15 protein-coding genes are annotated in these 19,170 nt (G+C 71.0%); 11 read left to right on the top strand and 4 right to left on the bottom strand.

What is annotated here, in order from left to right:
• Positions 1-17: 17 nt before the first annotated feature.
• On the top strand, positions 18-1,046 hold the full coding sequence (locus ACWTPI_RS25895; protein WP_020205748.1) for a M14 family zinc carboxypeptidase: 1,029 nt from the start codon (positions 18-20) through the stop codon (positions 1,044-1,046).
• Positions 1,043-1,804, top strand: a complete 762-nt coding sequence (locus ACWTPI_RS25890; RefSeq protein ID WP_454733141.1) for an alpha/beta fold hydrolase — start codon at positions 1,043-1,045, stop codon at positions 1,802-1,804. Before ACWTPI_RS25895 ends, ACWTPI_RS25890 begins: the two co-directional genes overlap by 4 nt.
• Positions 1,805-1,814: 10 nt before the next feature.
• On the opposite strand, the gene treF is transcribed toward ACWTPI_RS25890, so the two are convergent.
• The 3 genes from treF to ACWTPI_RS25875 all read right to left on the bottom strand — a co-directional run bounded on the left by treF (position 1,815) and on the right by ACWTPI_RS25875 (position 6,913).
• Positions 1,815-3,479, bottom strand: a complete 1,665-nt coding sequence (gene treF / locus ACWTPI_RS25885) for an alpha,alpha-trehalase TreF (protein ID WP_454733140.1) — start codon at positions 3,477-3,479, stop codon at positions 1,815-1,817.
• 213 nt (positions 3,480-3,692) lie between these two features.
• Positions 3,693-5,870, bottom strand: a complete 2,178-nt coding sequence (locus ACWTPI_RS25880; protein ID WP_454733139.1) for an EAL domain-containing protein — start codon at positions 5,868-5,870, stop codon at positions 3,693-3,695.
• 578 nt (positions 5,871-6,448) lie between these two features.
• Complete coding sequence (locus ACWTPI_RS25875) at positions 6,449-6,913, bottom strand: hypothetical protein (RefSeq protein WP_454733138.1); 465 nt, start codon at positions 6,911-6,913, stop codon at positions 6,449-6,451.
• Between the two features lie 639 nt (positions 6,914-7,552).
• On the opposite strand from ACWTPI_RS25875, the gene ACWTPI_RS25870 reads away from it, so the two are divergent.
• The 4 genes from ACWTPI_RS25870 (at position 7,553) to ACWTPI_RS25855 (ending at position 11,258) form a co-directional block, all read left to right on the top strand.
• Positions 7,553-9,319, top strand: a complete 1,767-nt coding sequence (locus ACWTPI_RS25870; RefSeq protein ID WP_059411831.1) for an FAD-dependent oxidoreductase — start codon at positions 7,553-7,555, stop codon at positions 9,317-9,319.
• A 284-nt stretch (positions 9,320-9,603) separates the two neighbouring features.
• The gene (locus ACWTPI_RS25865) at positions 9,604-9,891 is read left to right on the top strand and encodes a hypothetical protein (RefSeq protein ID WP_029043731.1); all 288 of its coding nucleotides are present in this window, start codon (positions 9,604-9,606) and stop codon (positions 9,889-9,891) included.
• 226 nt (positions 9,892-10,117) lie between these two features.
• Positions 10,118-10,801 (top strand): alpha/beta hydrolase, encoded by a 684-nt coding sequence (locus ACWTPI_RS25860; protein ID WP_454733137.1) that lies wholly within the window; start codon positions 10,118-10,120, stop codon positions 10,799-10,801.
• Positions 10,802-10,862: 61 nt separating this feature from the next.
• A complete protein-coding gene (locus ACWTPI_RS25855) occupies positions 10,863-11,258 on the top strand; it encodes a hypothetical protein (protein WP_454733136.1) in 396 nt (131 codons plus the stop codon).
• Between the two features lie 57 nt (positions 11,259-11,315).
• Here the strand turns inward: ACWTPI_RS25855 and mdtD are convergent, their stop codons facing one another.
• Positions 11,316-12,719, bottom strand: a complete 1,404-nt coding sequence (gene mdtD / locus ACWTPI_RS25850; protein ID WP_454733135.1) for a multidrug transporter subunit MdtD — start codon at positions 12,717-12,719, stop codon at positions 11,316-11,318.
• Between the two features lie 187 nt (positions 12,720-12,906).
• Here mdtD and ACWTPI_RS25845 point away from each other — a divergent pair, with 187 nt between their 5' ends.
• The 5 genes from ACWTPI_RS25845 (at position 12,907) to ACWTPI_RS25825 (ending at position 19,147) form a co-directional block, all read left to right on the top strand.
• Positions 12,907-13,767 (top strand): LysR family transcriptional regulator, encoded by an 861-nt coding sequence (locus tag ACWTPI_RS25845; protein ID WP_059414203.1) that lies wholly within the window; start codon positions 12,907-12,909, stop codon positions 13,765-13,767.
• Between the two features lie 143 nt (positions 13,768-13,910).
• Positions 13,911-14,732, top strand: coding sequence for an aldo/keto reductase (locus tag ACWTPI_RS25840; protein WP_454733134.1), 822 nt, complete (start codon positions 13,911-13,913; stop codon positions 14,730-14,732).
• Between the two features lie 230 nt (positions 14,733-14,962).
• Positions 14,963-15,844 (top strand): helix-turn-helix transcriptional regulator, encoded by an 882-nt coding sequence (locus tag ACWTPI_RS25835; protein ID WP_454733133.1) that lies wholly within the window; start codon positions 14,963-14,965, stop codon positions 15,842-15,844.
• A gap of 628 nt (positions 15,845-16,472) precedes the next feature.
• A complete protein-coding gene (locus tag ACWTPI_RS25830; RefSeq protein WP_020203565.1) occupies positions 16,473-17,159 on the top strand; it encodes a hydrolase in 687 nt (228 codons plus the stop codon).
• Positions 17,160-17,290: 131 nt separating this feature from the next.
• Positions 17,291-19,147: an amidohydrolase gene (locus ACWTPI_RS25825; RefSeq protein ID WP_454733132.1), complete on the top strand. Its 1,857-nt coding sequence runs from the start codon at positions 17,291-17,293 to the stop codon at positions 19,145-19,147.
• The last annotated feature ends 23 nt before the right edge of the window (positions 19,148-19,170 follow it).

Genomic DNA, 19,170 nt, shown 5'->3' with positions numbered 1-19,170 from the left:
CGGATCTGCCCTCGCCCATGCCCCCGCCCGCCGCCGACGGTTTCGCCGAGATGCGGCAACTGGAAGCCATCCTCGAAGCCGGCGCGCATCGCCTCGATGTCTGCCGCGTCGGCGAGGTCGACGCGGGCGGGCAGCGCTTCCCCCTCTACACCGCCGGCATCGGCTCGGACGACCCGCGCGCGCCGGCGATCGGCTTCTTTGCCGGCATCCACGGCCTGGAGCGCATCGGCACCCACCTGCTGCTCGACTACATGCGCATGCTGCTGTGGCGGCTGGAGTGGGACGACCTGCTCGAGCGGCAGCTGCAGTCGGTGCGGCTGCTGTTCATGCCCATCGTCAATCCCGGCGGCATGTGGGCCTACCGGCGCGCCAACCCCAACGGCGTGGACCTGATGCGCAACGCGCCGCAGGATGCCGATGGCCGCGTGCCGCTGCTGGCCGGCGGCCAGCGGCTGGGCGCGTGGCTGCCGTGGTACCGCGGCAGGCTGGGCGCGCCGATGGAACAGGAAAGCCAGGCCATGCTGCGCGTGGTGGCGCAGCAGTTGCAGCAGCGCCCGCTGAGCTTCGCGCTGGACTGCCACTCGGGCTACGGCTGGGGCGACAGCATCTGGTTTCCCTACGCGCGCACCGCGGCGCCGATGGCGCACCTGCCGGAGATGTTCGCGCTCAAGACCATGTTCGAGCAGGCCCACCCGCACCACGGCTACGCCTTCGAGCCGCAGAGCCACCAGTACCTGCTGCACGGCGACCTGTGGGACTGGGCCTACGACCACACCCCGGCGCCCAACATCTTCCTGCCGATGACGCTCGAGCTGGGCTCGTGGCTGTGGATCAAGAAAAACCCGCGGCAACTGTTCTCGCGCCACGGCTTCTTCAACCCGGTCAAGGCGCACCGCACCGAGCGCGTGCTGCGCCGCCACGCCAACCTGCTCGACTTCCTCGGGCGCGTGGCCTACGCGCCCGAGCGCTGGCTGCCGCAGGGCGAGCGGCGCGCGCAGCTGCTGGCGCTGGCCACCGCGCAATGGCAAGGCAGGCCACCCCGATGAGCGACTGGATCCTGCTGCGCGGCCTCACGCGCGAAGCGCGCCACTGGGGCGCCCTGCCCGCCGCGCTGCAGGCGCGCTGCGGCATCGCGCGCATGACGCTGCTGGACCTGCCCGGCAACGGCGCGCAGGCGGCGGTGCGCGCGCCGCCAGATGTGGCGGCGATGGTCGAGCACGTGCGCGCCGGCGCGCGCCGGCAGGCGCTGGCGCCGCCCTACCGCGTGCTGGCGATGTCGCTGGGCGCGATGGTGGCGGCGGAATGGGCACGGCGCTATCCGCAGGAGATCGGCGCGCTGGTGCTGGTCAACACCAGCATGCGGCCGTTCGGCAGCGTGGCGCAGCGGCTGCGCCCGCGCAACTGGCCCGCGCTGGCCGGCATGGCGCTGCGCTGGCATGACGGCCCCTATTGCGAGCGCGCCATCCATCGCCTCACCTGCAATGCCGTCGCCACGCGAGAGACCGACGTGGCCGCCTGGAGCGCGATCCGCGCCAGCGCCCCGGTCAGCCGCGGCAACGCGCTGCGGCAACTGTGGGCGGCGGCGCGCTACCGCGCCGGCGCGGCGCCGCCGTCCTGCCCCACGCTGCTGGTGTCGTCGACCGCCGACCATCTGGTGGACCCGGCCTGCTCGGCGCGGCTGGCGGCGGCGTGGGGCGTGCGGCACCGCTGGCACCCGTGGGCCGGCCACGACCTGCCGCACGACGACCCGGCCTGGCTGGCCGCCACCGTGGCGCACTGGCTCGGCGAGACCGGCGCGGCCTAGCGCCGGCCGGTCAACCGTGCTCGCCCGCGCGCGAGGTGCACGCCGCGTGGACGGGATGCTGCGCCATCAGCCGGCGCACCACGCCGTTGGTCCAGCCGAAGCCGTCCTGCAGCGGATACTCGCCGCCCCCGCCGCCCACCGCGCCGTGCGGCGCCGGGCGCAGCGCGTACTTCTCCACCAGCTTGCACTCGCGGCGGTAGAGGCTGGCCACGGTATGCAGCCAGCGGTGCGCGATCTCGCGCGCCAGCGCATGCTGCCCGTGGCGCGCAAACCCGCCGATGGCCAGCCACTGCAGCGGCGCCCAGCCGTTGGGCTGGTCCCACTGCTCGCCGCTGATGCGCTCGGTGGTGGCGATGCCGCCGGGCAGCAGCAGGCGCGCGGCCACGGTGCGCGCCAGCAGCGCCGCCTGCGCCGGGCTGGCCGCGTCCACGTAGAGCGGCATCACGGTGGCCGCGGTCAGGCCGGCGCGCGGGCAATGGCGCTGCCAGTCGAAATCGAACCACGCGCCTGCGGCCTCGTTCCACATCAGGCGGTCGATGGCGCCGCGCCGCGCCCGCGCGCGCGCCAGGAAGTCCGGCGCGTCGGGGTCGCCGGCGGCGGCGGCCAGCTCCGCCAGCTTGGTTTCCAGCTTGTACAGCAGGCAGTTGAGGTCGACCGGCAGGATGGCCGTGGTGCGCACCGTCTCCAGCCCGCCGCCGGGGTCCTGCCAGCGCGAGCTGAAGTCCCAGCCCGATTCGGCCGCCGCGCGCAGGTCGCGGTAGACCTCGGGCGCGGGGCGCGACGACGACGCGGCGGTGGCCACGTCCTCGATGTAGGCCTCCTCGCGCGGCGTGTCACGCTCGTCCCAGTAGCGGTTGAGCAGGCTGCCGTCGGCGAGCCGGACCACGCGCCGGCATGCCTGGCCCGGCGCCAGGTGCTCGGCGCCGCGCATCCAGAACGCATGTTCCTTGCGCAGCTGCGGCAGGTAGGCCAGTTCGGGCTGCACGCCGTGGTCCTCGAACAGTTCCACCATCAGCGCGAACACGGGCGGCTGCGAGCGGCTCAGGTAGTAGGTGCGCGTGCCGTTGGGGATCACGCCGTAGGTGTCGAGCAGGTACGAGAAATTGGCCGCCATGCCGTGCAGCAGGCCGTGCCGGCCGCTGGCGGCGAGGCCCAGCATGGTGAAGTAGGAATCCCAGTAGTACAGCTCGGCGAAGCGCCCGCCCGGCACCACGTAGGCATGGGGCAGCGGCAGCAGCGAGCCTTGCGGCGGGTGCGCGGACGGGTGGCGCGTGAGCACTTCCCAAAGGCCGTCGATATGGTCGCCGAGCGTCTGCGCCCGGTCGGAGACATAGCTGCTGCGCGGCACCTGCGGCAGCGCGAAGTGCTCCCGCACGAACGCCGCGAGGTCGAAGCCGGCGGCGCCCGCGCGGGCGCGGTAGGCCGCCAGGATCGCGGCCGGGTCCTGGCGCGGCATGGCGTCGGTGAAGGTCTTGCTGTCGTCGAACACGCGCCCCGTCTGCACGGCGACGAACAGTTCCTGGTAGCGGTCGGCGGGGGTGAGCGGATCGGCGTGGGGACAGCCCTGCAGGCGGTGCGGGACGACATGGTGGCCGCCGGTGCGGTCGGCCACCTCGCGCACGCGGCCCGCGTGCGGCAGCCCGGCCGCGGCGGCGGTGCGGGGACGGTTCTTCATGGCTGGCCTGCGCCGCCGCGTTCCGGCGCGCTGGTGATCCGTGCTGGCATTCCCGCTCCCGCTGCTTGTCCGCGCGGCGGCCCGGGCGGCCGTCGATAAGGCATCAGAGTGCGGCCCGGCGGGCGAGTTCCGGCGCGCCGGCGGGCGCGGCAGGCACGGCGGCGCGGCGCGCCTCGCGCATCACTCCCGCATCACTCCCATGCTGTTCGCGCGTCAGCGTTGCCCGGCGCGCGCCGCATGGGCGCGGCGGAAGTCCTCGAACGGCAGCGGCCGGCCGAGCAGCACGCCCTGCGCCTGGTCGCAGCCTTCGGCGCGCAGCAGGCGCAACTGGTCGTCGGTTTCCACGCCCTCGGCCAGCACCGGGATGGCCAGGCTGCGGCCGAGCGCGAGGATGGCGCGGATGATGGCCCGGGCCTGCCGGTCGGCGGCGATCTCGGCGATGAAGGTGCGGTCGAGCTTGATCTTGTCGAACGGGAACGAGCGCAGGATGTCCAGCGACGAATAACCGGTGCCGAAGTCGTCGATGGCGATGGTCACGCCCAGCGCCTGGATGCGGCGCAGGATGTCCAGCGCGCGCGCCTTGTCGTCGATGATGGTGGACTCGGTGATTTCCAGTTCGAGCCGGCCCGCTTCCAGCCCGGTTTCTTCCAGGATGCCCGTCACCAGCCGGACCAGGTTGCCGTGGATGATCTGCACCGGCGACAGGTTGACCGAGATCTTGCGCGGCGCGTCCCAGTGCGCGGCCGCGCGGCAGGCGCTGCGCAGCACCCACTCGCCGATCGGCAGGATGGCGCCGCAGGTCTCGGCCAGCGGGATGAAGCTGTCCGGCGTGATCAGCCCGCGCGCGGGATGCCGCCAGCGCAGCAGGGCCTCGCAGCCGATCGCCGCGCCGCTGGCGATGGCGGTCTGCACCTGGTAGTCCAGCACGAACTGGTCGGCGGTGATGGCCATCCACAGCTCGCCGGCGAGCGTGCGGCGCTCGCGCTCGGCCTCGTCCATGCGACTTTCGTAGAAGCAGATCGACTCCGACAGGCTGCCCTTGGCGCGGCGCATGGCCAGCCCGGCGTTGGCGGCAAGCTGTTCGGCGCGGGTGCCGTCGCCGGGAAAGACCGCGACGCCGATGCTGGCCCCGGCGGTCAGCTCGAAGCCGTCCAGGCGCACCGGCTCGCTCAGGCACGTCACCAGCCGCGCGATGAACTCGCTCAGCTCGGGCTGCTGCGCGAAGCGCTTGACGGCCATGAACTCGTCGCCGCCCACGCGCGCGATGAACTCGCCCGCGTCGAGCTGCGCGGCGATGCGACCGGACACCGCGCGCAGCACGGTGTCGCCGGCGGCGTGTCCATAGAGGTCGTTGATTTCGCGGAAGCGGTCCAGGTCGATGCCGAGCACGGCCACCCGGCTGCCCTGCTTGCGCGCGCGCGGCAGCTCCTCGTCGAGGTGGTCGATGAAGAAGCTGCGGTTGGGCAGGCCGGTCAGCCCGTCGTGGCGGGCCATGTGGTGGATGGTGGCCTCGATGCGGCGCTGCTCGGTGATGTCCTCGCAGGTCGTGACCCAGGCGCCGTCGGCCAGCGTGCTGTGCGACAGCGCGATAGCGCGCCCGTCGGGCAGCGCTTCCACGCTGCGCCAGCGCGGCTGCCGGCGCAGGATGTCGAGGTGCCGCTCGGCCAGCGCCTGCGCGTAGGGCTCGGCGCGGGCCTCGGGCGGCACGGCGTGGGCGGACGGGGTGGACTGGGCCGACGCGGTGGACTGCGTGGACAGCCGGCCCGCCGGCGCGCCGGGCGCGGCGGCCTCGCTCGCGCGCGCGCCGGTCATGGCGCGGCACACGTCGAGGAAACCGGCGCCGGGCGCCAGCCCGCCGGCGGCCGTGCCGAAGATCGCCTCCATGCGCCGGTTGGCCAGCACCAGCGTGCCGTGCGCGTCGAACATGCACAGGCCCTGCGACATGTTCTGCAGCGCCAGGTCCAGCTTGCGCGTGACCTCGGCCAGGCGCTCGGCGTCGGCCTTCTGCTGCGTCATGTCGCGCGTGATCTTGGCGTAGCCGAGCAGGCGGCCGGCGCGGTCGTGGATGGGGGTGAGCAGCACGTGCGCCCAGAAGCGGCTGCCGTCCTTGCGCACGCGCCAGGCGCCGGCCACCTCGCAGCGGCCCAGCTCGCGGGCCCGCTGCAGGGCCTGCCCGGGCAGGCCGGCGGCGCGGTCCTCGGGCGTGTAGAAGCGGGAAAAATGGCTGCCCAGGATTTCCTCGCGCGCATAGCCCTTGGCGCGCTGCGCGCCGGCATTCCAGCTACTGACGCTGCCGGACGGATCGAGTGCGTAGATCGCGTAGTCGGTCACGCCCTGGATGAGCAGGCGAACGAGTTCCGTCTCGGCGGGCGGACCTTGGATAGGCGGCATGAATGGTGTCGGCGTTATCTGTTTATGCCGCCCGGACACGCACTCGCCCCTGGCGGGACGAGTCCCTTGCGCGTGCAGGCGGAGGGTCGCGCCGGCGCTGCCTTTGCGCCGGTCGCCTACGGGGGATAACGGCAGCGCGCCGCGGAAATTTACCCTGGGGCGGGCCGGCCGCGGCCGGGGACGGCGGTCACGCGCGCGCGCCGTTTCGCGCCGGGCACGTTCCCGGCGTGGAGCATGGAACGCGCCTTCCGTGGATCACGAGGCAGGCCCGCGCAGGCCAGGAGGCGGGAAAACGCGCGACGGATTCGCCGCGCCGAAAGAATGGCGCAAGAAAAACGGCGTGCCGGCAAAGGGCACGCCGTCGGGGGACTGCGGCGAGGCAGGTCAGGCGGGAAGAGTCTGCGCTACCAGAGTGACCATCGAGCCACTGGCGACACAGACCAGGGCCCAGCCTGCCAGCAGACGGAAACTCTGCCAACGGCTCATGATGCGCTCCTGGTATCCGCGCGCCGCCAGGGCGGCGCGACGGGGTGAATCGGGGTCGGCGTCAGGCGCTGTCCTGCCTGCCGCCGGGTGCCTCAGGCGTTGGCGCCGTCGAGGTAGGGATCGGCCTTGCCGCTGCGGGCGCCGTCGTAGAACGGGTTGCGCTTGCCGTTGCCGCGCGCGCCGTCGGTGTACAGGTCGGCGCTGCGGGCGGGCTCGGCCGATACGCCGCTGCGATCGAGGCCGGCCACCATGCGGGCGCCGTCGGTGTACGGATCAGCGCTGCGGGCCGGTTCGGCCGACACGCCGCTGCGGTCGAGGCCGGCCACGGTGCTGGCGCGCGCGCCTTCCGTGAACGGGTCGAACTTGCCGGTGCGGGCGCCTTCGGTGAACGGGTCGAACTTGCCGCTGCGCGCGCCGTCGGTATAGGCGTCGCGCACGCGGTAGTTGTAGCCGTACTTGTCGGCGGGGACGGTGCCGGCCTGCGCGGCGCCGGTGGCGAAAGCCGCGGCAAGGGTGGCGGCGGTGAGCAGGGACTTGGCAAGAAGCTTGGCGTTCATGATGTTCTCCAATCGAAGCATGGGTCCGGGGGTCTGCACTGGCCGCGGGGACCGGGATTTATCCGGGAAGCCGTCCGTCTTGCCCGATTCGCGCTTTATCTATTGATAGGTAGACAAGCAGGGCAAAAAAAATGACTTCCGCTTTGTTGCTGTTTGCTGCACTGGACGCCGGTGCCGGGTGGGCCTTGCTGCACTGCCGTTACCGTGGCGCCGCATCCATGAGACGAATCTTATCTATCTGTAGGTAGATAGTCAAGGGTTTTCACCAGGTTGTTTTGGAAATCCTTTTCAGGTGCGCCCGGCAACGCTTTGTGCGCCGCGTCCGGCATGCCCCGGGCCGGAGTGCCGGCGCCGGCCCGCCTTCCGCCCGCCTCCCGCTCGCCGCCGGGCCGGCGCCAGCGCAACTGGCATCGCCGCCCTCGCCCGCTTGTACTAGGCTTGGCATGTCGGGCGGCATCGAGGCAGCGCCGGGGCGGACACGCCGGCCTCCGCCGCCTGCACCGGGTGCGCGCGGGCAGACATCGGCGCCAAGGGGGATTGCCGCAGTGCGGCATCGCGTGCAAACTGCCCCACGCACCTGCAGCACCCGCATCCATCCGCGCCGCGCATGCCGCGGCGCTCCCGGGAGGCCATACCGTCATGAGCGCAGAGCATTCCACCGGCAGCATCGGGACGAACCATCCGCAGGTCATGCCGCCGCCCGGCCAGGCCCTCGAGCCGGACCCGGCGGCGGCGGCGTTTTCCCCGATGGAGTCGCGCCGCCACCAGATGTTTCCCCGGCTCACGGACGCGGAGATCGCGCGGCTGCATCAGTTCGGCACGGTGCGGCAGTGGCGCGCCGGCGAATTCCTGTTCCGCATCGGCGAGTCCGCGCATGGCATGACGGTGCTGCTCAAGGGCCGCGTGCGCATCCAGCAGCGCGACGCGCTGGACCGCGCCAGCCTGGTCGGCGAGCATGGCCCCGGCTACTTCCTGGCCGAAGTGGGCCAGTTGTCGGGCAAGCCGGCCATCGTCGACGGCGAGGCGATCGAGGACGTCGAGGCCATCGCGATTCCGCCCGAGCGGCTGCGCGCGCTGCTGGTGGCCGAGGCCGAGCTGGGCGAGCGCATCATGCGCGCGCTGATCCTGCGCCGCGTGGGCCTGATCGAGCGCGGCAAGGGCCCCACGCTGCTGGGCCGCAGCAGCGAGCCCAAGCTGCTGCACCTGCAGGCCTTCCTGCGCCGCAACGGCTATCCGCACACCGTGGTCGACGCCGACACCGATCCCGATGCCGGCGCCCTGCTCGAATTCAGCGGCGCCTCGCCCGGCGATTTCCCGCTCGTGATCTGCCCCGGCGGCGCCGTGCTGCGCGCGCCCGACCCGGGCCAGCTTGCCACCTGCCTCGGGCTGGTGCCGGAGTTCGACCCGGACCATGTCTACGACGTGGTGGTGGTCGGCGCCGGGCCCGCCGGCCTGGCCACCGCGGTGTACGCCGCCTCGGAAGGCCTCTCGGTGGCGGTGTTCGATTCGCTCTCGCCCGGCGGGCAGGCCGGCGCCAGCTCGCGCATCGAGAACTATCTCGGCTTTCCCACCGGCATCTCGGGCCAGGCGCTGGCCGGACGCGCGTTCGTGCAGGCGCAGAAGTTCGGCGCGCACCTCGCCATCCCGCTGCAGGTGGTGGCGCTGCATTGCGGAGAACACCCGCAGCGCATCGAACTGGACGACGGCCGCCAGATCCCCGCGCGCACGGTGGTGATCGCCAGCGGCGCGGCCTACCGCCATCCGTCCATCGCCGCGCTCGAGCGCTTCGAAGGCCGCGGCGTCTACTACTGGGCCTCGCCGGTGGAAGCGCGCCTGTGCAACAGCGAGGAGGTGATGCTGGTCGGCGGCGGCAATTCCGCCGGGCAGGCCGCGGTGTTCCTGGCCGCGCACGCCAGCCGCGTGCACATCCTGGTGCGCGGGCCGGGCCTGGAGGCCAGCATGTCGCGCTACCTGATCGAGCGCATCGCGGCCCAGCCCAACATCGAGCTGCACACGGGCGCGGAAATCACCACGCTGGCCGGCGACGAGCGCCTGGCCGGCATCGGCTTCCGCTCGCGCGACACGGACCAGGTCACGCACCTGCCGATCCGCCACCTGTTCCTGTTCATCGGCGCCGATCCCAACACCGCATGGCTGCGCACCTGCAACGTGCGCGTGGACGAGAAGGGATTCGTGCTGACCGGCGCCGACACGCCGCATGAAGGGCCGGGGCCGGCCTCGGCGCTGGAGACCAGCGTGCCGGGCGTGTTCGCGATCGGCGACGTGCGCTCCAACTCCACCAAGCGCGTGGCCGCGGCGGTGGGCGAAGGCGCGGCCGTGGTGGCGCAGATCCATGCCTACCTGGCCAGGCTGGCGCGGCCGGAGGCGGGCACGCTGGCGATGTAGGCGCCGATGCGGGGATCACAATGCGGGGATCGATACGGGGCCGATATGAAGTCGATGCGGGGCCAATGCGAGGCCAATGCGGAGGCCGATGCGGGGGCCGGCAGCCCGCCCGATTCGTCCGGACATGGGCCCGGGTAGCCGGCCAATAAATCTACTCCTGCCGCATGGCGCCCGCAATCGACCTTGTGGACGGCATGCGACAAAACCTGAAATGCGTGTTTCTTGACTATATTGGAAGCAATGGCAGGCGCTTCAATTCGAGGCCGTTTTTTGGGAGGTATGCCATGCGTTCGCTTGCAGACATGTTTAGTCCGCCCACCCCGGAGAAAATCGCAGCAAGAGAATTGCAGCAAATGCGCCTGACGTTGTTCCAGGCCGAGCGTCGCCTGCTCGAAGCACAGATGCAGGTCGACTACTACCGCGACCTGGTCGCCTTCCTCGAAGATGTGTCCGCCACCGGCGTCGAGAACGTGGTGGACAAGCGGCGCGCCCCCGGCAGCGCCGAGCCCTCGCTGGCCCCGCGCAGCGCGCCGGGCCTCGTCACCATACCAGCGGTTCCTTCGGCAGCCTGACACGCGCGGCATGCCGGCGCCCCGGCGCCGGCATGCGCGGTGCCGCGTCCGCACCGGCGCGCGCCACGCCTGGCGCGCCGCCGTCGTGCGTTGTCGCGCATTGTCGTGCGCGGTGCCGTCATGGCGCGCGCGGCGCGCCGGCGCGTGCCGCCGCCATGCGATACTGGCCGCCTTGCGCGGCGGGGCCGCGCCATCGCCGCCGCGCGGCGCCAACCGGAATCCCGACATGAGCGAGCTGCTGCCATCCATTGAAATCGAAAGCGCGCCGTCGCCCACGTGGTCCGTGATCTGGCTGCACGGGCTGGGCGCCGACGGCAGCGATTTCGCGCCGGTGGTGCCCGACCTCGGACTCGGCCCCGCCCCCGCGGTGCGCTTCGTCTTTCCGCACGCGCCGGCCATCCCCGTGACCTGCAACGGCGGCTACGTCATGCCCGCGTGGTACGACATCGCCTCGCTCGACGACGCGCGCAGCCACTGCGACGAGGCCGGCATCCGCGCCTCGCGCGAGGCCGTCCGCGCGCTGATCGCGCGCGAGAACCAGCGCGGCGTGCCCAGCCATCGCGTGGTGCTGGCGGGCTTCTCGCAGGGCGGCGCCATCGCCTACACCGCGGGCCTCACGCATCCCGAGGCGCTCGGCGGCATCATCGCGCTGTCCACCTACATCCCGTCGCCGGCGCTGCTGGCCGCGGAGTTCAGCGAAGCCAACCGCGCCACGCCCGTGTTCGCCGCGCACGGCGTCGAGGACGACGTGGTGCCGGTGCCGCTCGGCATGCTCGCGCGCGACACCGTGCGGCAGCACGGCTGCCCGGTCGAATGGCACGCCTATCCCATGCCGCATACGGTCTGCATGGAAGAGATCGCGGCGATCGGCGCCTGGCTGAACGCGCGCTTCGCCGCGGCCGCGGCCTGACCCGGAGCCGCGCCGGCCGCGTCGTGGTAGTCTCGCGGCCATTGCCTTTCTTGCCCACCCGATGAAAACCACGCCACCCGGCACCGACGCCCCCGCCCCCCCCCAGCCCCGCATCGACTTCGATACGCGCAAGGCGCTGCTGTTCGCGCTGACCGCGGAACGCCTGTCGGCCTATTACGAACACGGCCAGTGGATGACCGATGGCCAGGGCGCGACCCTGGCCGGGCTCTGGCTGTCACGCTCGAAACTGCAGCTCGCGCTGGCCGAGCGCCGGCTGCTGTCGCAGCTCAGCGACGACTTCGCGCGGCAACTGGCGGGCACGCTGTCGCGCGAGGCGGGGCTGTATGTGTCTCACGACATGATGGAAGCGCTTGACCCCAATTATCAGTCCGCGGTCGCGCACGATATGCTGGATGAGTGTGCGAGGTTGTTGCGGGAGAATGGGGTTATGGAGTGATTCAAGTGTGCTGGCCCACGGCGACAGGCCCACTTGACTTCCCCAAACAACCATTCCTCATCTCCCCGCCACCCCCACCGCCGGCCGCCCCTTATCGAACTGCGCCACATCGAGCCGCCGAAACACCAGCGCCGACAGCAGCGTAATCGTCCCCACGCTGAAAAAGGCCAGCCGGTACGCAGTCCCGCCCTCCCCCAACTGCCCCGTGAACAGGCTCACCAGACCGCCGCCGATGGTCACGCCCAGCCCGATGGCCAGCATCTGCACCATCGAGAACAGGCTGTTGCCGCTGCCCGCGTCTTCCACGCTCAGCCCCTTGAGCGTGACGCTGTTCATGGCGGCGAACTGCATGGAGTTGGTGGCGCCGAACAGGGCCAGTTGCGCGATCGACAGCGCCAGCGGCCAGCCCGGCGAGATCGCCGCGAACGAGGCGATCGAGCCGCCGACCAGGACGGTGTTGACCAGCAGGAAGTTGTCGTAACCGAAGCGCTTGACCAGCGGCACGATGCCGCGCTTGGCCACCACGCCGGCCAGCGCGGCCGGCAGCAGCATCAGCCCCGAATGCAGCGGCGTGTAGCCGAGTTGCAGTTGCAGCAGCAGCGGCATCAGGAACGGCACCGCGCCCGAGCCGATGCGGCACACGAGGTTGCCGGCCAGCCCGACGCTGAAATTGGGCTCGCGGAACAGCGACAGCCGGAACAGCGGATTGGTCCGGCGCCGCGCGTAGGGGATGTAGAGCAGCGCCGACAGCAGGCTGAGCGCGAACAGGCTGCCGCTCCAGGCCGCGTGGCTGGCCTCGCGCGGGGTGTCCAGCGCCAGCGAGAAGGCCACCATGCACAGCGACAGCAGCCCGCAGCCGATGAAGTCGAACGCGGGCGGGCGCGCCAGCGCGTTGTCGGGCAGGTAGCGCAGCACGGCCAGCAGGCCGATCGCGCCGACCGGCACGTTGATCAGGAAGATCCAGTGCCAGGCCACCGTCTGCACGATCCAGCCGCCCAGCACCGGGCCGAAGATCGGCCCCACCTGCCCCGCCACCGAGACGAAGGCGAGTGCCGCGATGTACTGCTCGCCGGTGACGCTGCGCAGCACCGCCAGGCGCCCGATCGGCAGCAGCATGGAGCCGCCGATGCCCTGCACCACGCGCGCCACCACGAGCTGGTCCAGGCTCTGCGCGGTGGCGCAGAACAGCGAGCCGAGCACGAAGATCAGGATGGCCGTGAAGTACACGCGGCGCGTGCCGAAGCGGTCGGCGAGCCAGCCGGAGGCCGGCGTGAGCATGGCCATCGTGAGCGTGTAGGCCACCACCACCGGCTTCATGTCGAGCGGCGTCTCGCCGAGGCTGTGCGCCATCGCGGGCAAGGCCGTGTTGACGATGGTGGTGTCGAGCGTCTGCATGAAAAAGCCGGCGGCGACGATCCACAGCATGGCCGTGTGCGATTTCTGCGAGGATTGACTGTGCATTCTGGTACATCTCTTGAAGAACCGGCGGGGGCCGGCGTGGCATCCGGGCAGGACAGCGCCCGGCGGCACGCGGAAAAGGCGCGCGCAGGAAAACGCCACGAATGTGTCGATGTTAATGACTGGCGGCCCAATCGGGAACCCCGCTGGATATATTGACTGTCATCGGCCAATCCGATGACAATGCCGCATGCTCAATCCTGTCTGGGTCAAGACCTTCGCCACCGTCGCGGCCGCGCACAGCTTTACCGACGCCGGGCGCCAGCTCGGCCTGTCGCAATCCAGCGTCAGCGACCACATCCGGCGCCTCGAACAGCACGTGGGGCGCCGCCTGTTCGTGCGCGACACCCACACCCTGGCCATGACCGCCGACGGCGAGGCGCTGCTGGCGCACGCCCGCCTGATCCTGGAGGCCATCGCGCGCGCCGAGTCGCAGTTCAACGCGCCGCGCCTGCAGGGCCGCGTGCGGCTGGGCACCTCCGAGGATCTCGTGCTCGGCACCATGCCCAATGTGCTGGCGGCGTTCCGCAACTCGCACCCGGACGTGGAGCTGGAGATCACCATCGGCATGACCGGCAAGCTCTACGAGCTGATGGACGCCGGCGCGCTGGACCTGATGATCGGCAAGCGCCGCGAAGGCGACCGCCGCGGCGCGCCGCTGTTCCGCGGCAAGCTGGAGTGGCTGGCGCGGCCCGGCACGGTGGCCGACCTGCGCCAGCCGCTGCCGCTGATCCTGGTGACGGAGCCCAGCGTCACGCGCGCCATCGTGCTCGACACGCTGGCCAAGGCCGGCACGCGCTGGCAGATCGTCTGCACCAGCAGCAGCCACTCGGGCTGCATCGCCGCGGCGCGCGGCGGGCTGGGCATCACGGTGCGCGCGCAATACCTGTCCGGGCGCGGCCTCGCGCCGCTGGTCAACAGCGACGCGCTGCCGGCGCTGCCCGAGGTGGAATTCATCTCGCTGCGCGCGGGCCGCCTGAGCCGCCCGGCCGAGACGCTGCTGCAACTGCTGCAGAAAAGCGACCTGCGCGGGTCCTCGCTCGACGAGTAGCGCCCCGGTCCTGCCATGCGGACCCGCGATCATGAATGAAATGCGCGGCGCGCGCTTTATCCGGCAACCCGGCCGTGCGACATTGCATGCCGGCACTGCGGCGGGCTCGCGCGCAGGCTTCAACCAAGTTGGGGTTCATTGAAATGGAATGCTTGCAGACACAGGGTATCCGCATCCCGCGCCTCGGTTTCGGCACGTTCCGCATGCCCGGCGGCGACTGCCAGCCGGTCGTGGAGAGCGCGCTGGCGCTCGGCTACCGCCACGTCGACACGGCCGAGATGTACCAGAACGAAGCGGCCGTCGGCGCCGCCATCGCCGCGTCCGGCGTGGCGCGGCAGGACCTGCACCTGACCACCAAGGTGTGGCACGAGAACCTGCGGCCCGATGCCATCCGGCACGCGCTCGACACCAGCCTCGGCAAGCTCGGCGTCGACTACGTCGACCTGTACATGGTGCACTGGCCGTCGCGCGACATGGACCTCGGCGCCGTGCTCGGCACCATGCAGAGCTTCCTCGAGGCCGGCACGGTGCGCGCCATCGGCGTGTGCAACTTCAACCTGGCCATGCTGCGCAGCGCGATCGAGGATATCGGCGCGCCGATCGCCTGCCACCAGGTGGAGTACCACCCGTTCCTCGACCAGTCGCGCATGCTCGCCTACCTGCGCGGCAAGGGCATCCCGCTGGTTGCCTACGCGCCGCTCGCGCAGGGCCGCGCCGCCGCCGACCCGGTGCTGCAGGGCATCGGCGCGCGGCATGGCGCGAGCGCCGCGCAGGTGGCGCTAGCGTGGCTGCTGGAGCAGGACGGCGTGGCGGCGATTCCCAAGGCGCAGCGCCGGGAAAGCCAGCAGGCGAACCTCGACGCGCTCGGGCTGCGACTCGACGACGAAGACCGGCGCGCCATCGCGGCGCTGCCGAAGAACCTGCGCTACGTCACGCCGCCGTTCGCGCCCGACTGGGACGCATGACGCTGGCGCCGGGCCCGCGCGCGCCGGCGGCCGCATGTGCCCGGCCCGGCGCCGCGCAAAAGCGCCAAGAGGGGCCAAAGAGGCCAAAGGGGACGCCCTGCCGCTTTTTCGGTCTTTTGCCCCGGCGCGGCGCGCTGCCCATTGCGCCGTGCGCGCGGCGATAGCACACTGGCATCTTCCGGGCGGCCTTCCGCCCGCCCGCAACGCTTCGCCAAGGACACTGCACACCCATGACGCAAAGCGCGGCACGGACGCCTTCCCCCGCGGCCCCGGCCCTGATCGTCGAGCGGCTCGACACCACCCACGCCACCATCGCGCGCATGCGCTGCGACGCGCCCGGCGGGCTGCCGCCGGCGCCCGCCATTCCCTCGCAGGATGCGTTTTCCGCCATCGTCCAGCTGCGCCCGTTCGCCGCCCATACGCTGTGGCGCGACGGCCGGCAGGTGTTCGCCGGCGGCCACGGCGAGGGCGCGCTGGCCATCACCAGCCTGCAGCAGAGCTGGCGCTGCCATCATCGCGCGTCGTTCGACAACGTGCGGCTGCAGGTCAGTTGCGACGAACTGCAGGCCTTCGCGCGCGAGCACGGCGCGCGCGCGCCGATTTCCCTGCGCAACCCCGAGGGCGAGGCCGACGGCGTGATGCTCTCGCTCGCGCGCGCGCTGCTGCCCTCGCTGGAGGCGCCGGAACAGGCCTCGCGGCTGTTCCTCGACCAGTTGGCCACGACCATGATGGCGCACCTCGTCGCGCACTACGGCAGCGCCTCGGTGCACATGCTGAAGACGGCCATGCTGTCGCGCCGGCAGGAAGCGCTGGCGAAGGAATACCTGGTCGCGCACGCGGGCGAGGACGTCTCGATCGAGATGGTGGCCGCGCACTGCAACCTGTCGCGCAGCTATTTCATCAAGGCCTTCAAGCAGAATACCGGGGTCACGCCCTACCGCTGGCTGCTGGAGCACCGCATCGAGCAATCCAAGGCATCGCTGCGCCAGGGCATGCCGATATCCGAAATCGCCGCGCTGCACGGCTTTTCCGACCAGAGCCATTTCACGCGCATTTTCAGCGCGGTGGTCGGCATTCCGCCGGCAAAATGGCGGAATCGCAACGACCTATAAACGCCACGCCGCCGGCAAGTTCCCCCGACACCGGCACCGACATAATCCCGAAATAATCACCGGAATAATCGCGGCCACGATGTGACCCGGCCGCGCGCGGGCCATGCCGGCGCGCGTGCCCGAACCGGCGCAGAAACCCGCGCCCAAGCCCGCGCCGGCCATCGCCGCGCCCGCCCCCCGGCGCGCGGCCGGCCTTGTCTGGCCTTGTCCGGCCTGGCCCGGTTTCCCGCGCCCTCCGCTGCGCCGCACCACGCGACCACACTTTTCGCTAACTTTGCTGCCTTTCGTACAAGACACGGCGCAGGCGATCCCATAATCTCCGTACCCATATATCGCCCCGCCGCCGGCATATGTGCATGCGGCATTGCCACGGTCCCGCCACGCGGGCCGCTGGGGGCAGTCGAATATTTTCATCACCGCTTCCTGATTCCTTTTTTGTAAAGCGCAAGCGCTTGCACTAGATTCGTTGATACCAGATTCGCCACCGCCCCGTGGAGAATGACGTGCCTCACGCCATGCATGGCACGCCAATGCTGCAAGCCGATGTCGATCGCCGATGCCGGCTTCCCGACGTCGTCCTTGTCTCTTGCGAACCCGCCCCAGCAATGGTGCGCAACCGGAAATCGCCATGACCAATCCGAAGCTCGAAGTCCTGACCCCCCAGAACAGCCAGCTGATCATCATCGACCATCAGCCGCAGATGGCCTTCGGGGTGCAGTCCATGGACCGCCAGGCCCTGAAGAACAACGTGGTGGGCCTGGCCAAGGCCGCCAGGATCTTCAACATCCCCACCACCATCACCACCGTCGAGTCCTCCTCGTTCTCCGGCTACACCTACCCGGAGATCCTCGACGTCTTCCCCGGCCACAAGCTGCTCGAACGCACCTCGATGAACTCCTGGGACGACCAGAAGGTGCGCGACTCGCTCAAGGCCGCCGGCCGCAAGAAGGTGGTGGTTGCCGGCCTGTGGACCGAGGTCTGCAACAACACCTTCGCGCTGTGCGCGATGGCCGAAGGCGACTATGAGATCTACATGGTGGCCGACGCCTCGGGCGGCACCTCCAAGGAGGCCCACGACTACGCCATGCAGCGCATGGTCCAGGCCGGCGTGGTGCCGATGACGTGGCAGCAGGTGCTGCTCGAATGGCAGCGCGACTGGGCGCACCGCGATACGTACGATGCCGTGATGGCCCTGGTGAAGGAGCACTCCGGCGCCTACGGCATGGGTGTCGACTACGCCTACACGATGGTGCACAAGGCGGCGCAGCGCGCGGCCGGCGCGCACGAAGTGCTGGCGCCGGTGCCGGCCAGGTAACACGCAGCGCGGGCAGGCGCCGGGCCGCGTCCCGGCGCCCTGTCCTTTCCGCCCGCCGGGGCGGCCGCGGATTCGCCGCCGGTCCGCAGCCATCGCCCCCGGCTGGCGCCCCCTATTCGCAGGAGCCTCCCATGAACGCACCGGCCACTCCCGAACTGATCCTCGTCAACGGCAAGTTCGCCACGCTCGACCGCGCCAACCCGCAGGCCGAGGCCGTCGCCATCCGCGACGGCAAGTTCGCCGCGGTCGGCGGCAGGCACGAGATCATGCAGCTTGCCGGCCCCGCCACCAAGGTGATCGACCTGCAAGGCCGCCGCGCCATCCCCGGGCTGATCGACAGCCACATGCACATCATCCGCGGCGGCCTGAACTACAACATGGAACTGCGCTGGGACGGCGTGCGCTCGCTGGCCGACGCCATGCGCATGCTCAAGGAGCAGGTCGCGCGCACGCCCGCGCCGCAATGGGTGCGCGTGGTGGGCGGCTTCACCGAGCACCAGTTCGCCGAAAAGCGCCTGCCCACCATCGAGGAACTGAACGCCGCGGCGCCCGACACGCCGGTGTTCATCCTGCACCTGTACGACCGCGCCATCCTCAACGCCGCCGCGCTGCGCACGGTCGGCTACACCAAGGACACGCCCAACCCGCCGGGCGGCGAGATCGTGCACGACAGCGCCGGCAACCCGACCGGCCTGCTGCTGGCCAAGCCCAACGCCACCATCCTCTACGCCACGCTGGCCAAGGGCCCGAAGCTGCCGCCCGAGTACCAGAAGAACTCCACGCGGCATTTCATGCGCGAGGTCAACCGGCTCGGCGTGACCGGCGTGATCGACGCCGGCGGCGGCTACCAGAACTACCCCGAGGACTACGGCATCATCGAGGAACTGCACAAGGAAGGCGACCTGACCGTGCGCCTGGCCTACAACCTCTTCACGCAGAAGCCCAAGGACGAGCTCAACGACTTCAAGAACTGGGCCGGCAAGGTCAAGCCCGGCCAGGGCGACGACCTGTACCGCCACAACGGCGCCGGCGAGATGCTGGTCTACAGCGCGGCCGACTTCGAGGACTTCCGCGTCGAGCGGCCCGACATGCCGCCCTCGATGGAAGGCGACCTCGAGCCCGTGATCCGCCTGCTGGCCGAGAACCGCTGGCCGTGGCGGCTGCATGCCACCTACGACGAAACCATCTCGCGCGCGCTCGACGTCTACGAAAAGGTGGCCAGGGACGTGCCGTTCGACGGCCTGCACTGGTTCTTCGACCACGCCGAGACCATCACCGACCGCAACATCGACCGCATCGCCGCGCTCGGCGGCGGCATCGCCGTGCAGCACCGCATGGCTTACCAGGGCGAATACTTCGTGGAGCGCTACGGCGCGCGCGCGGCCGAGGCCACGCCGCCGGTCAAGCGCATGCTCGAGCGCGGCGTCAAGGTCGGCGCGGGCACCGATGCCACGCGCGTGGCATCGTACAACCCGTGGGTGTCGCTGTACTGGCTGACCACCGGCAAGACCGTGGGCGGGCTGTCGATGTACCCGCAGGCCAACCTGCTGGACCGCGAGACCGCGCTGCGGCTGTGGACCGAGGCCAACACCTGGTTCTCCTCCGAAGAAGGCAAGAAGGGCGAGATCAAGGCCGGCCAGCTGGCCGACCTCGTGGTGCTGTCGGCCGACTACTTCAGCGTGCCCGGCGACGAGATCCAGGACATCACTTCGGTGCTCACGCTGCTGGGCGGCAAGCCGGTCTACGGCGACGGCGACTTCGGCAAGCTCGCCCCGCCGCTGCCGCCGGCCATGCCGGACTGGTCGCCGGCGCGCCACCACGGCGGCTACCAGCCGCGCCCGCAGGCAGCGCTGCGCACCGCGTGCGCCTGCGCCAGCGCCTGCGGCGTGCACGGCCACGCGCATGCGCGGGCCTGGGCGTCGAACGTGCCGGCCGCGGACGAGAGCACCTTCTGGGGCTCGCTCGGCTGCTCGTGCTGGGCGTTCTGATGCGCGCCCGGACGCCGCGCCCA

It is taken from the genome of Cupriavidus ulmosensis (genome assembly GCF_977008105.1).
Note: the sequence above shows the minus strand (reverse complement) of the source record. Positions and strands in the feature narration are given on the sequence as shown.